Origin of the sequence: Citrobacter sp. Cpo074 (genome assembly GCF_030332745.1) — a bacterium.
Classification (GTDB): domain Bacteria; phylum Pseudomonadota; class Gammaproteobacteria; order Enterobacterales; family Enterobacteriaceae; genus Citrobacter; species Citrobacter portucalensis.
In genome coordinates this window covers 504,921-518,053 of record NZ_JAOWHG010000033.1, presented here as the reverse complement: position 1 = coordinate 518,053, position 13,133 = coordinate 504,921, and the positions used below count along the sequence as shown (strand labels likewise).

Sequence of the window (13,133 nt, the reverse complement as noted above, 5' to 3'; positions counted from 1 at the left end):
GGTTATCGGATGACATCCGCCAGCGCTTCTTCTAAATCGTACCAGCGAAACGTGAAACCGGAAGCTTCCAGGCGTTTGGGCAATGCGCGTTGTCCACCAAGGACCAGTACTGACGATTCCCCCATCAGCAGTCGCATAGCGGTGGCGGGAACGCGCAGAATGGCAGGGCGGTTCAGAGCGTGACCCAGCGCGTGGGCAAACTGCTCATTGTGCACCGGGTATGGCGAAACCATATTGAAGGGACCACGTAGATCGTTATTCAGCAGCCAGATAATTCCGTTGACCATATCATCAACATGGATCCAGGCCATATACTGGCGTCCGTTACCGATCGGGCCGCCTAAGCCAAGACGAAACGGCGGGACCATTTTTGCCAGAATGCCGCCTGCTGAGGCCAGTACCACGCCGGTACGCAGCATACATACGCGGGTTTTGTCGCTTTGCGCAGTGCTGGCAATTTGCTCCCAGCGGGCGCACAGCTTGTGGGTAAATTCGTTATGCGGTGGCTCTTCTTCCGTAACCACAACTTCGCCCAAATCGCCGTAGTAACCGGTAGCGGAACCGGAGATTAACACTGAGGGCGGCGTCTCGCTCGCATTGATTAAATCGACCAGTTTCTGCGTAATGCCCCAACGGCTCTGGCACAAGCGTTCCTTTTGCTGTGCGCTCCAGCGCTTATCTGCAATAGGCTCTCCGGCAAGGTTAATCACGGCATCAATATTATTGAGATGTTGCCGCTCTTCCAGTCCTTTCCATAACGTGACCCGAGAGTCGAGAATCTGACGAGCCTTATCAGGGGTACGTGTCACTACGATTATCTGATGCCCCAGTTCCAGCAGGCAGGGGATCAGATGACGTCCAATCAGGCCAGTACCGCCGGTAATCAGAATCTGCATGTCGCCTCCCGGGTTACGTTTTAGCGCTGCCAGCTCAGCGTCATTGATACTGAGTCGGCGTAACGCAATGCGTGAAGTTTATCTATCTCGACTTCAGCATAAGTGACCCAGTGATGTTCGCGTGCGATATCGAGCACATCTTGAGTTAATTTTTCTAACAATGAGAAGCGGTTACCCTCCACGTGGGCAATGATGCTCTTGGTGATAGTGCGATAATTCAGCGCGTCGTTGATATCTTCGCTGGTACGGGCTTTGTCTGCCGGATAGTGGATGGCAATGTTGATGACGATATCCTGGCGATTAAGGATCTCCTCTTCTTTGATGCCGATAAAGGTGCGCAGACGAAGGTTTTTTATACGAATAATGGCGTCAGGTTGTGACATTGCAGGTTTCCTCCATGTATGAACCTCTGCATGATACACGAGAACCGAATTGCGTCACCGCTTCTCACTCAGTGCTTGCTGCATGGCGCGTTCCGTGGCAGGACGCGTACGGATGCGTTCGTGCCAGTTATTGACCGCCGGGTAATTGTCGAGGTCGATGCGCTGACGCTGATGGGCGTGGATCCACGGCCAGCAGGCAATGTCAGCAATGCTGTAGTGATCGCCTCCCAGCCAGGGTGACGTTTCCAGACGTTTATTCATCACGTTGTACAGGCGCTGGGTTTCAACCTGGTATCTTTCAATAGCGTAAGGGATCGTTTGCGGAGCGTAATGACTGAAATGATGATTCTGCCCCAGCATGGGACCCAGACCGCTGACCTGCCAGAACAGCCACTGCAGTGTGGTGTGGCGTTCGCGTAATTCACCGCTGAGCAGCTTACCGCTCTTCTCCGCCAGATAGAGTAAAATTTCTCCGGACTCAAACAAGCTGATGGGCCTTCCGCCATCTTCCGGCGCATGATCGATAATGGCCGGGATTTTATTGTTCGGCGAGATCAGCAGAAAATCGGGGCGAAACTGGCTGCCTTTGCTGATATCGACATGAATCAGACGGTATTGCAGCTGTGCCTCTTCAAGAAACAGCGTGATTTTGTGACCGTTTGGCGATGGCGTGTAATAGAGATCGATCATTTTCAGCATCCGTTTTGTCATGAACCGGGTCATTACAAGTATAGAGCCTGTTGGCGTGCGTGAGTTTTCATCAAGTGACAGCGAGAGAAAGACTCTATATTTTGAAGGCAAGCCAATACACTTCAGAGGACATTATGAGCAAATCTGCAATTACGCTGTGGTCAGATGCCAATTTTTTCTCCCCCTACGTGCTGTCTGTTTATGTCGCTCTGCAAGAGAAGGGGCTACCTTTCACGCTGAAAACCGTTGATCTCAATAGTGGTGAACACTTGCATCCTTCATGGCAAGGTTACGCCTTGACGCGCCGCGTACCGGTTCTTGAGATCGATGGTTTTGAACTGAGCGAATCATCAGCGATTACGGAATTCCTGGAAGAGAGCTTTGCACCGCCACAGTGGGAGCGTATCTACCCACACGATGTACAAAAGCGCGCTCGGGCGCGCCAGGTTCAGGCGTGGATCCGCAGCGATTTAATGCCTATCCGTGAGGAACGATCAACAGATGTCGTTTTTGCTGGCGTGAAGAAAGGACCGTTAAGCGAAGCGGGAAAAGCCAGTGCGGAAAAACTGTTCGCTACTGCGAGCAGTTTACTGAGCCACGGTAAGCAGAATTTATTTGGCGAATGGTGTATCGCTGACTGTGATTTAGCGCTAATGCTTAATCGCCTGGTCCTGAATGGTGATGAGGTTCCAGAAGCGCTTGCGGAATACGCCACCTTCCAGTGGCAGCGCGCTTCAGTACAGCGTTTTATCGCGCTTTCAGCGAAGCGTTCCTGCTGAAAAACGGGCCGTAATCCAGTATCATTACAAGGTGATTTTCAGCGAGGAGTGAGTGATGAAACTGATGTTCGCATCGGACATTCATGGTTCGTTGCCAGCCACGGAACGCGTACTCGAACGGTTTGCTGCAAGCGGCGCGCAATGGCTGGTGATATTGGGTGATGTTTTAAACCACGGGCCGCGTAATGCGCTTCCAGAAGGCTATGCACCTGCGCAGGTTGCTGAACGGCTGAATGAGCTGGCATCGCGAATTATTGCGGTGCGTGGTAATTGCGACAGCGAAGTGGATCAGATGCTCCTGCATTTTCCGATGACTGCGCCGTGGCAGCAAATTCTGACAGAAAACCAGCGACTCTTTTTGACGCACGGACACCTTTTTGGCCCGCAAAATATGCCGGTGCTCAATGCGGGCGATGTTCTGGTTTATGGGCATACTCATCTGCCGGTTGCTGAGCGGCGCGAGGGTATCTATCATTTCAATCCCGGCTCGGTAAGCATCCCGAAAGGGGGCTTTGCGGCAAGTTACGGGATTCTGGATGATAATGTTCTCAGCGTAATGGCACTCAATGATCAAAGTGTTATTGCACAGGTCGAGATTAATCCGTAATTTACCCCACAAACATAAACGCGCCGTAAGAGCGCCAGAAAAAAGAAGGTTTCCTGATGGTGGAACAGCGTCGTTTGGCAAGTACTGAATGGGTGGATATTGTGAATGAAGACAACGAAGTCATTGCACAGTCCAGCCGGGAACAAATGCGGGCGCAACGCTTACGCCATCGTGCAACGTATATCGTTGTGCATGATGGTATGGGCAAAATTCTGGTTCAACGTCGCACTGAGACAAAAGATTTTTTGCCCGGCATGCTGGATGCCACCGCAGGCGGTGTGGTTCAGGCTGACGAGCAGATGCTGGAATCAGCGCGTCGTGAAGCAGAAGAGGAACTGGGGATTGCGGGCGTGCCGTTTGCCGAGCATGGTCAGTTTTACTTTGAAGATCAGAACTGTCGCGTATGGGGCGGGTTGTTTAGCTGCGTTTCCCACGGACCGTTTGCGCTTCAGGAAGATGAGGTCAGTGAAGTTTGCTGGTTGACGCCGGAAGAAATTACCGCGCGCTGCGACGAATTTACGCCGGACTCCCTGAAAGCCCTGGCGCTGTGGATGACCCGCAACGCCAAGAATGAAGGGGCGAAAGCCGAAAAGCAGGAAGAAGCTGAGTAAACTCTGTTCATCCGGCCTACTGCGTCGAGAAATCGAGTAGGCCGGACGCACACTTTTTAATGGTAACCCATCATCTGCGCGCCAATCACCACCACGCTGGACATAATAAACAGCAGTCCCAACAGCGTAGCACCTACCTTCAGCCAGTTACGAAAATCCACCCGACAAACGCCTAACGTAGCCATCAGAGATGCTGACGTCGGATAGATAATATGACTGAATCCGTCGCCAAACTGGAAGGCCAGGACTGTGACCTGACGGTTTACGCCCACCAGATCGCCCAGCGGTGCCAGTAGCGGCATGGTTAACGCAGCCTGACCAGAGCCGGAAGTGACGAAGAAATTAAAAACTGCCTGGAACAACAGCATAAACCACGCCGCGATGGCGTTATCCAGCCCGCTGATGCCATTGGCAATGCTGTGCAGCAGAGTGTTTAACACGCTGGCTTCACCCGCCTCTCCATTACCGACCAGCAGTAAAATGCCTTTGGCAAAACCAACCAGCAGGGCAGGTGCAATCATCATTCGTGCGCCCTCAGTGAATGAGGAGGCCATGATGTTGACCGTCATGCCGTTGAGCCGAAACACGACGCCGATAATGCCAATCACCAGACCCATCGTGAAGAACTGACTGGCGATCTCAGGAATAAACCACGCGTTGGCGATAACGCCCCAGACAACCCAAATCATCACCGCGGTCAGCACCACTAGCACTAACCAGTCGCCCAGCGTGAAGCGTCGTTCCACGACTTCGTCCTGCTGCTCGCGAAAGAAGCGGTCGGATTCATGTACCCGGGACAAAAGCGGATTCTTTTTGATACGCGCCGCATAGGCCAGCGTGAAGGTCAGCCCGATTAGTGTAGCGATCACCCAGACCACGATGCGTAGCCCGGAACCAGAGAGCACCGGTACCCCCGCAATACCTTGCGCGACCACCACGCAAAATGGGTTCATCCATGAGCTGGCAAAACCAATCTGAGTCGCGATATAGGTAACCAGCACGGTGGTGATACTGTCGTAACCTAGCCGTACCATCAAAGGCGCGATGATAATGGCAAAGGCAACAGCCTCTTCCCCCATGCCAAACACCGCGCCGCCTAAGGAGAAGAGAATAAACAGCACTGGGATAAACAGGACCTCGTTGCCCCGCGTATGGCGAATGAGCGCCAGGATGCCGTTATCAATGGTACCGGTACGCATAACGATGCCGAATGCGCCGCCAATGACCAGCATAAACATAATGATGCCGACAGCAGTGCCGAATTTCGAGCCGGAGGTTAATCCTTCAAACGGGAAATTCATCAGGCCTGGGCGTTCATCTCCGGTGGTGAATAACTGCACCCGGTGATACTGCTCTTCACCTGCGTCGTTGGTCAGAATACGAAAGGAATGGGGGTCAACCACCTTACGGGTTTTGGTTTGTCCATCAATCTGATACTGCACTTCCTGGCTGTCGAACATCCCGACGGGAACAACCCATGTCGCCAGACTGGTTAAAACGGCGACGAAAAAAATAATCACCAGCGTATCGGGCATCGCCCATTTTTTAGCTGGCTGTGATTCTGTTACTGCTGACATGAAAGACTATCCCTGTTGCAACGCAAAAGAGAGTAAGTATGCGAACAGAAGAATAGTTATTCATTGATGCAGCGCATCCAGGCAAATGTTTCAGATTATGCCAAAAGGGAAATAGACATAAAAAAACCGGAAATATCAGCTATTTCCGGTTTGATAAGCAGATGTGTTGCCGGATAAGAGATCCGGCACACTCGGCAGATTACTGCTGCTGCTGGGAAGACTGGATCGCGGTCAGTGCGATGGTGTAGACGATATCGTCTACCAGCGCGCCACGAGACAGGTCGTTCACCGGCTTGCGCATACCCTGCAGCATTGGCCCGATGGAGATCAGGTCGGCAGAACGCTGTACCGCTTTGTAAGTGGTGTTACCGGTGTTCAGATCCGGGAAGATGAACACGGTAGCGCGACCTGCAACCGGAGAGTTCGGCGCTTTGGATTTCGCTACGTCAGCCATAACGGCGGCGTCGTACTGCAGCGGACCGTCGATCATCAGGTCAGGACGTTTTTCCTGTGCCAGACGGGTTGCTTCGCGAACTTTCTCTACGTCACTACCTGCACCAGAAGTACCGGTGGAGTAGGAGAGCATCGCTACGCGCGGTTCGATACCGAAGGCAATTGCGGAATCAGCGGACTGAATCGCGATTTCTGCCAGCTGCTCTGCAGTCGGATCCGGGTTGATCGCGCAGTCGCCGTAAACGTAAACCTGATCCGGCAGCAGCATGAAGAACACGGAAGACACCAGAGAGCTACCCGGTGCAGTTTTGATCAGCTGCAGCGGCGGACGGATGGTGTTCGCGGTGGTGTGTACTGCACCAGAAACCAGACCGTCAACATCGTCCTGTTCCAGCATCAGGGTACCGAGAACAACGTTGTCTTCCAGCTGTTCGCGGGCAACGGTTTCGGTCATACCTTTGTTTTTACGCAGTTCGACCAGGCGAGCAACGTAGCTTTCGCGAACCACATCTGGATCAACGATTTCTACACCAGCGCCCAGTTCAACGCCCTGAGAGGCTGCAACGCGGGTGATCTCATCCGGGTTACCCAGCAGTACGCAGGTTGCGATACCACGTTCAGCACAGATAGCAGCCGCTTTAACGGTACGCGGTTCGTCGCCTTCCGGCAGAACAACACGTTTGCCCGCTTTACGCGCCAGCTCGGTCAGCTGATAACGGAACGCCGGTGGAGACAGACGACGGCTGCGTTCAGAAGTCGCGGTCAGAGATTCAATCCAGTCAGCGTTGATGTAGTTAGCAACGTATTCCTGAACTTTCTCAATGCGCTCGTGATCGTCAACCGGAACTTCCAGGTTGAAGCTCTGCAGGCTCAGAGAGGTCTGCCAGGTGTTGGTGTTTACCATGAATACCGGCAGGCCGGTTTCAAATGCACGTTCGCACAGTTTAGTGATGCGCGCGTCCATTTCGTAGCCGCCAGTCAGCAGCAGGGCACCGATTTCCACACCGTTCATGGCCGCCAGGCATGCTGCAACCAGCACGTCAGGACGATCTGCGGAAGTTACCAGCAGGGAGCCTGCGCGGAAGTGTTCCAGCATATGTGGAATGCTGCGTGCGCAGAACGTCACAGACTTCACGCGACGGGTGTTGATATCGCCTTCGTTAACGATGGTGGCGTTCAGGTGACGCGCCATATCGATTGCACGAGTAGCGATCAGATCGAAGCTCCATGGCACCGCGCCCAGAACCGGCAGCGGACTGGATTCTTGCAGTTTAGCCGGATCAACTTTGATCACTTTCGCTTTGGAAGAGTCGTCGAAAATCTCGGACAGATCCGGGCGAGTACGGCCCTGCTCATCAACCGGTGCGTTCAGTTTGTTAACGATTACGCCGGTGATGTTGGTGTTTTTCGCGCCGCCGAAGCTGCTGCGAGTCAGTTCAATACGCTCGTTCAGCTGTTCCGGGGTGTCGGTACCCTGAGACATAACGAAGACGATTTCCGCGTTCAGCGTTTTCGCGATTTCGTAGTTCAGAGACTGCGCGAACTGATGTTTACGGGTTGGGACCAGGCCTTCAACCAGTACAACTTCAGCGTCTTTGGTGTTCGCGTGGTAGTTCGCGATGATCTCTTCCATCAGCACATCTTTCTGATTGCTGGACAGCAGAGATTCAACGTGGCTCATCTTCAGCGGCTCTGCGGCTGGCAGAGAAGAGTTAGCACGGACGATGCTGGTAGTCTGGTCTGGCGCATCGCCACCGGCACGCGGTTGAGCGATCGGCTTAAAGACGCTCAGACGAACGCCTTTGCGTTCCATTGCGCGGATCACGCCAAGGCTGACGCTGGTCAGGCCGACGCTGGTTCCGGTAGGGATCAGCATAATAATACGGGACACGGTTTATCCTCTTTCGTTACCGCCAATTTAGACGGGTTACAAAACAGCACCGCCAGCTAGGCTGGCGGTGTGAAATCAGGCAGTCAGGCGGCTCGCGTCTTGCGCGATAACCAGTTCTTCGTTGGTTGGGATAACCAGCGCAGGACGGGTACCTTCTTTGTTGATGAAACCAGATTTGCCGAAACGTGCGGCCAGGTTACGTTCGTGGTCAACTTCAAAGCCCAGAACGCCCAGTTTGCCCAGAGACAGTTCACGAACCATCGCTGCGTTTTCACCGATACCACCGGTGAAGACAACTGCATCCAGACGACCATCCATCAGCGCAGTGTAAGAACCGATGTATTTCGCCAGACGGTGGCAGTAAACGTCCATTGCACGTTTAGCGTCTTCTTTAGTAGCGTAGTTATCTTCAACATAACGGCAGTCGCTGGTGACTTCGGTCAGACCCAGCAGGCCGGACTCTTTGGTCAGCATTTTGTTGATCTGGTCAACGCTCATGCCCAGGGTATCGTGCAGGTGGAAGATGATCGCCGGGTCGATGTCACCGGAACGCGTACCCATCACCAGACCTTCCAGCGGGGTCAGACCCATGGAGGTATCAACACATTTACCGTTACGGATAGCAGATACAGAACCGCCATTGCCCAGGTGGCAAGTGATGATGTTCAGCTCTTCAACCGGTTTGTTCAGCACTTTTGCCGCTTCCTGAGTGACGAAGAAGTGGCTGGTACCGTGCGCGCCGTAACGACGAACGCCGTGTTCTTTGTACAGGCTGTACGGCAGAGCATAGAGGTAAGACTCTTCCGGCATAGTCTGATGGAACGCGGTGTCGAATACAGCCACGTTTTTGTCTTTCAGATTAGGGAAGGATTTCAGCGCTTCTGCGATACCGATCAGGTGAGCCGGGTTATGCAGCGGTGCGAAAGAGGCAGAATCTTTGATGCCCTGAATAACGGAATCATCGATAACCACGGAGCTGGTGTACTTCTCGCCGCCGTGTACGATACGGTGACCAATAGCGGTCAATTGCGCAGACAATTCTGGTTTTTGTGCCAGAATAGTGTTAACGATAAAGTTCAGCGCTTCACTGTGAGCGGCGCCTGCACCTAAAGCCGCTTCTTGTTTACCGCCGTCCATTTTCCACTTGATACGTGCTTCTGGGAGATGGAAACATTCGGCTAAACCAGAGAGGTATTCTTCACCGTTTACTGCATCGATGATGGCAAATTTCAGTGAGGAGCTACCGCAGTTCAGAACCAGTACTAACTTACTCGACATGGAAGTACCTATTTATGATACGTGGCTAAAAAAACGTCAGGGAGTCATAGAGCGTAGCGCATGATGACACCGACGTTTATGATTAACATCATGCGCCATAGTCTTTTTGGGCACGATGGAATAAATACCTTTGAGTCTATGTCATTTTGCGTATTTTTCAGGCAATGGCATAATGTATGCCAATTTGACGACTCAATGATTTTGGACTACAGGCCTTACAGGCCGGCACAGGATACCTGAATGTGGGTATCAAAGACAAAATGTTTTGAACGATGTCCCTTGTAGTTGTTGTTTTGCACAAATTTTTTAATTTTTATATGTGAAGTTGAGGTAACCGCCATGTCGACACCGGATAATCGCTCCGTCAATTTTTTCAGCTTGTTTCGCCGGGGGCAGCACTATGCAAAGACGTGGCCAATGGAAAAGCGCCTTGCGCCCGTGTTTGTTGAGAACCGCGTGATCCGCATGACGCGTTACGCGATTCGTTTTATGCCGCCTATCGCCGTCTTCACCTTATGTTGGCAAATTGCGTTAGGGGGGCAGTTGGGCCCGGCCGTGGCGACTGCGCTGTTTGCGCTTAGCCTGCCGATGCAGGGGATGTGGTGGCTGGGAAAACGTTCCGTAACGCCGCTGCCGCCTTCAATTCTCAATTGGTTCTACGAAGTTCGGGGTAAATTGCAAGAAGCTGGGCAGGCGCTCTCTCCGGTAGAAGGAAAGCCGGATTACCAGGCGCTGGCTGACACGCTTAAGCGCGCCTTCAAACAACTGGATAAAACTTTCCTTGATGATTTGTAATTGACCCCTGATTACGCATATAAAAGAAGGCACAAGATGCCTTCTTTTTTTTCATCTCAGTAGTAGTGATACAGGAGTCCCAAATGGAAATGACCAACGCTCAACGTCTGATTTTGTCGAATCAGTACAAAATGATGACTATGCTCGATCCAACTAACGCCGAGCGTTATCGTCGTTTGCAGACGATTATTGAACGCGGTTACGGCTTGCAGATGCGTGAGCTGGATCGTGAGTTTGGTGAACTGACGGAAGAAACCTGTCGTACGATTATCGATATTATGGAGATGTATCACGCATTACATGTGTCCTGGACTAATCTTAAGGATGCGCAGGCTATTGATGAGCGTCGCGTGACCTTCCTCGGTTTTGACGCCGCAACGGAAGCCCGTTTCCTCGGGTACGTTCGTTTTATGGTCAATGTGGAAGGTCGTTACACCCACTTTGATGCGGGTACGCATGGCTTCAACGCCCAGACCCCAATGTGGGAAAAATATCAGCGTATGCTGAATGTTTGGCACTCTTGCCCGCGTCAGTATCACCTGAGCGCGAATGAAATTAACCAAATCATTAATGCCTGAGGGGGCGAGCGTGCAGTGCAAAGGTTTTCTGTTTGATCTGGATGGAACGCTGGTCGATTCCTTACCTGCAGTAGAGCGTGCGTGGTGCAACTGGGCCGATCGCTTCGGCCTCGATCACGCCGAGGTACTCGGCTTTATTCATGGTAAGCAGGCCATTACCTCCCTGCGACACTTTATGGTGGGCAAGTCTGAGGCAGAGATCGCCGCGGAATTTACCCGTCTGGAACAGATCGAAGCGACGGAAACCGCCGGGATCACCGCGCTGCCGGGGGCGGTTGATTTACTCAACCATCTCAATAAAGCGGGTATTCCATGGGCGATTGTGACCTCCGGCTCTATGCCGGTCGCACGGGCGCGCCATCGTGTTGCCGGGCTTCCTGCTCCTGAAGTGTTTGTCACCGCCGAGCGGGTAAAAAGAGGGAAACCAGAGCCAGACGCGTATCTGTTAGGCGCTCAGCTTCTGGGCCTGGCACCGCAGGAATGTGCAGTGGTGGAAGATGCTCCCGCCGGGGTGCTCTCAGGACTGGCTGCTGGGTGTCATGTCATCGCGGTTAACGCGCCAGCGGATACGCCGCGTCTGGACGAAGTTGATTTTTCGCTGACCAGTCTGGAACATATTTCTGTGACCAAACAACCCAACGGAAATGTGGTCGTTATAAGAAATACCTGATCATGATTTAGCCCCAGATTGTTGGGGCTTTTTTATGGCAGAATCAGTCCATCCCTCTCATTTAACAAGGATATGTTGTGAACGGTGAATTGATATGGGTTCTCTCATTGCTGGCGATTGCCGTCGTCTTGTTTGCAACTGGCAGAGTGCGTATGGACGCGGTCGCTTTGCTGGTCATTATTGCCTTTGTTCTGAGCGGAACATTGAGCATCACAGAGGCTTTTTCCGGGTTCAGCGATCCTAACGTTATTTTGATAGCGGCTTTATTCATTATCGGCGACGGCCTGGTGCGTACCGGCGTGGCGACGGTAATGGGTGCCTGGCTGGTGAAGGTCGCTGGCAGCAGTGAAGTCAAAATGCTGGTGTTGCTGATGATAACCGTAGCCGGACTCGGTGCCTTCATGAGTTCGACCGGTGTGGTCGCCATCTTTATTCCGGTTGTCTTAAGCGTTTCTATGCGCATGCAAATCTCCCCCTCACGGCTGATGATGCCGTTGAGCTTTGCCGGATTGATAAGCGGCATGATGACGCTGGTGGCAACGCCGCCGAACCTGGTCGTCAACAGTGAATTGTTACGTGAAGGACTTAACGGTTTTAGCTTTTTTAGCGTAACCCCACTGGGACTGGTGGTGTTGGTACTCGGCATAATTTATATGCTGGTGATGCGTTTTATGCTGAAAGGTGAAGACTCCGGGCAGCCGGGAGACGGCTGGAAGCGCCGGACCTTTCGCGATCTGATCAAAGAATATCGCCTGACAGGGCGTGCCCGTCGCCTGGCGATTCGCCCCGGTTCTCCCATGATTGGCCAACGTCTGGATGACCTGAAATTGCGTGAGCGCTACGGGGCAAACGTGATTGGTGTTGAACGCTGGCGGCGTTTTCGCCGCGTGATTGTCGATGTTAACGGGGTTTCTGAGTTCCGTGCCCGTGACGTGTTGCTGATTGATATGTCAGCGGCCGACGTCGACCTGCGTGAATTTTGCAGCGAGCAACTGTTGGAGCCGATGGTGCTGCGCGGTGAATACTTCTCCGAGCAGGCGCTTGACGTGGGTATGGCCGAGATTTCATTAATCCCTGAATCGGAATTGATCGGCAAAACGGTACGGGAAATCGCTTTTCGTACGCGTTATGGCCTGAATGTCGTCGGACTGAAGCGTGATGGTACGGCACTGGCCGGAGCGGTGGTGGATGAACCACTGCTGATGGGCGATATCATTCTGGTGGTGGGCAACTGGAAACTCATCACTTTGTTGGGACAAAAAGGGCGCGATTTCGTGGTGCTGAATATGCCCGCGGAAGTTAGTGAAGCCTCCCCGGCGCACAGCCAGGCGCCGCATGCGATTTTCTGTCTGGTGCTGATGGTCGCGTTAATGCTCACCGATGAAATCCCTAATACGGTTGCCGCGATTATCGCCTGTTTGCTGATGGGAAAATTCCGCTGCATCGATGCCGAAAGCGCCTATAAAGCCATTCACTGGCCAAGTATTATTTTGATTGTCGGAATGATGCCCTTTGCGCTGGCATTACAGAAAACGGGCGGTGTTGATCTGGTGGTTAAAGGGCTAATGGACGTTGGTGGAGGGTACGGCCCGTATATGATGCTGGGCTGCCTGTTCGTGCTGTGCGCGACCATTGGGTTATTTATCTCTAACACTGCGACGGCGGTACTGATGGCGCCGATTGCGCTGGCGGCAGCAAAGTCGATGGGCGTTTCGCCGTATCCTTTTGCGATGGTGATTGCGATGGCGGCTTCCGCAGCCTTTATGACGCCAGTTTCTTCACCGGTAAACACACTGGTACTCGGGCCGGGTAACTACAGCTTTAGCGATTTCGTAAAAATTGGCGTGCCGTTTACCATCATTGTAATGGTGGTGTGCGTGGTGATGATCCCGATGCTGTTTCCGTTTTGATTTTTATGTGCCGGA

General features: G+C 52.8%; 13 protein-coding genes. 7 read left to right on the top strand and 6 right to left on the bottom strand.

What is annotated here, in order from left to right; translation table 11 throughout:
• Positions 1-2: 2 nt before the first annotated feature.
• From OGX83_RS16710 to yfcG, 3 genes are read right to left on the bottom strand one after another with little or no spacing between them, the layout of a single operon-like run.
• Positions 3-896, bottom strand: a complete 894-nt coding sequence (locus OGX83_RS16710) for a TIGR01777 family oxidoreductase (RefSeq protein ID WP_003834782.1) — start codon at positions 894-896, stop codon at positions 3-5.
• 20 nt (positions 897-916) lie between these two features.
• Positions 917-1,279 carry a dihydroneopterin triphosphate 2'-epimerase gene (folX, locus tag OGX83_RS16705; RefSeq protein WP_003028107.1) on the bottom strand — a complete coding sequence of 121 codons (363 nt, stop codon included), beginning with the start codon at positions 1,277-1,279 and terminating at the stop codon, positions 917-919.
• 54 nt (positions 1,280-1,333) lie between these two features.
• Positions 1,334-1,969: a GSH-dependent disulfide bond oxidoreductase gene (yfcG, locus tag OGX83_RS16700; RefSeq protein ID WP_020996685.1), complete on the bottom strand. Its 636-nt coding sequence runs from the start codon at positions 1,967-1,969 to the stop codon at positions 1,334-1,336.
• 134 nt (positions 1,970-2,103) lie between these two features.
• Between yfcG and yfcF the strand changes: the two genes are divergently transcribed.
• The 3 genes from yfcF to yfcD are packed head-to-tail and all read left to right on the top strand — an operon-like array spanning position 2,104 to position 3,966.
• The gene (gene yfcF / locus OGX83_RS16695) at positions 2,104-2,748 is read left to right on the top strand and encodes a glutathione transferase (protein WP_003834778.1); all 645 of its coding nucleotides are present in this window, start codon (positions 2,104-2,106) and stop codon (positions 2,746-2,748) included.
• Between the two features lie 55 nt (positions 2,749-2,803).
• Positions 2,804-3,355 carry a phosphodiesterase gene (gene yfcE / locus OGX83_RS16690; RefSeq protein WP_008785353.1) on the top strand — a complete coding sequence of 184 codons (552 nt, stop codon included), beginning with the start codon at positions 2,804-2,806 and terminating at the stop codon, positions 3,353-3,355.
• A gap of 56 nt (positions 3,356-3,411) precedes the next feature.
• Positions 3,412-3,966, top strand: coding sequence for an NUDIX hydrolase YfcD (yfcD, locus tag OGX83_RS16685; RefSeq protein ID WP_003834775.1), 555 nt, complete (start codon positions 3,412-3,414; stop codon positions 3,964-3,966).
• A 56-nt stretch (positions 3,967-4,022) separates the two neighbouring features.
• Here the strand turns inward: yfcD and yfcC are convergent, their stop codons facing one another.
• From yfcC to ackA, 3 genes are all read right to left on the bottom strand, one after another.
• Positions 4,023-5,543: a putative basic amino acid antiporter YfcC gene (yfcC, locus tag OGX83_RS16680; RefSeq protein ID WP_071445225.1), complete on the bottom strand. Its 1,521-nt coding sequence runs from the start codon at positions 5,541-5,543 to the stop codon at positions 4,023-4,025.
• A gap of 199 nt (positions 5,544-5,742) precedes the next feature.
• Positions 5,743-7,887: a phosphate acetyltransferase gene (gene pta / locus OGX83_RS16675; protein ID WP_008785351.1), complete on the bottom strand. Its 2,145-nt coding sequence runs from the start codon at positions 7,885-7,887 to the stop codon at positions 5,743-5,745.
• Between the two features lie 75 nt (positions 7,888-7,962).
• A complete protein-coding gene (gene ackA, locus OGX83_RS16670; RefSeq protein ID WP_003834770.1) occupies positions 7,963-9,165 on the bottom strand; it encodes an acetate kinase in 1,203 nt (400 codons plus the stop codon).
• Positions 9,166-9,504: 339 nt separating this feature from the next.
• Here ackA and yfbV point away from each other — a divergent pair, with 339 nt between their 5' ends.
• From yfbV to OGX83_RS16650, 4 genes are all read left to right on the top strand, one after another.
• On the top strand, positions 9,505-9,960 hold the full coding sequence (gene yfbV, locus OGX83_RS16665; protein WP_003028087.1) for a terminus macrodomain insulation protein YfbV: 456 nt from the start codon (positions 9,505-9,507) through the stop codon (positions 9,958-9,960).
• An 83-nt stretch (positions 9,961-10,043) separates the two neighbouring features.
• Positions 10,044-10,538, top strand: a complete 495-nt coding sequence (locus tag OGX83_RS16660; protein WP_003028086.1) for a YfbU family protein — start codon at positions 10,044-10,046, stop codon at positions 10,536-10,538.
• Positions 10,531-11,208 carry a sugar phosphatase gene (locus OGX83_RS16655; RefSeq protein ID WP_008785348.1) on the top strand — a complete coding sequence of 226 codons (678 nt, stop codon included), beginning with the start codon at positions 10,531-10,533 and terminating at the stop codon, positions 11,206-11,208. The genes OGX83_RS16660 and OGX83_RS16655 overlap by 8 nt, the downstream gene beginning before the upstream one ends.
• A gap of 77 nt (positions 11,209-11,285) precedes the next feature.
• Positions 11,286-13,118: an SLC13 family permease gene (locus OGX83_RS16650; protein WP_286588606.1), complete on the top strand. Its 1,833-nt coding sequence runs from the start codon at positions 11,286-11,288 to the stop codon at positions 13,116-13,118.
• The last annotated feature ends 15 nt before the right edge of the window (positions 13,119-13,133 follow it).

What these genes read in the sequence shown, in the direction of transcription:
- ackA (WP_003834770.1), bottom strand. Translation starts at nt 9,165, where the DNA reads ATGTCGAGTAAGTTAGTACTGGTTCTGAACTGCGGTAGCTCCTCACTG.
- yfcE (WP_008785353.1), top strand. Translation starts at nt 2,804, where the DNA reads ATGAAACTGATGTTCGCATCGGACATTCATGGTTCGTTGCCAGCCACG.
- yfcG (WP_020996685.1), bottom strand. Translation starts at nt 1,969, where the DNA reads ATGATCGATCTCTATTACACGCCATCGCCAAACGGTCACAAAATCACG.
- yfcF (WP_003834778.1), top strand. Translation starts at nt 2,104, where the DNA reads ATGAGCAAATCTGCAATTACGCTGTGGTCAGATGCCAATTTTTTCTCC.
- OGX83_RS16710 (WP_003834782.1), bottom strand. Translation starts at nt 896, where the DNA reads ATGCAGATTCTGATTACCGGCGGTACTGGCCTGATTGGACGTCATCTG.
- yfcD (WP_003834775.1), top strand. Translation starts at nt 3,412, where the DNA reads ATGGTGGAACAGCGTCGTTTGGCAAGTACTGAATGGGTGGATATTGTG.
- yfcC (WP_071445225.1), bottom strand. Translation starts at nt 5,543, where the DNA reads ATGTCAGCAGTAACAGAATCACAGCCAGCTAAAAAATGGGCGATGCCC.
- folX (WP_003028107.1), bottom strand. Translation starts at nt 1,279, where the DNA reads ATGTCACAACCTGACGCCATTATTCGTATAAAAAACCTTCGTCTGCGC.
- yfbV (WP_003028087.1), top strand. Translation starts at nt 9,505, where the DNA reads ATGTCGACACCGGATAATCGCTCCGTCAATTTTTTCAGCTTGTTTCGC.
- OGX83_RS16660 (WP_003028086.1), top strand. Translation starts at nt 10,044, where the DNA reads ATGGAAATGACCAACGCTCAACGTCTGATTTTGTCGAATCAGTACAAA.
- OGX83_RS16655 (WP_008785348.1), top strand. Translation starts at nt 10,531, where the DNA reads ATGCCTGAGGGGGCGAGCGTGCAGTGCAAAGGTTTTCTGTTTGATCTG.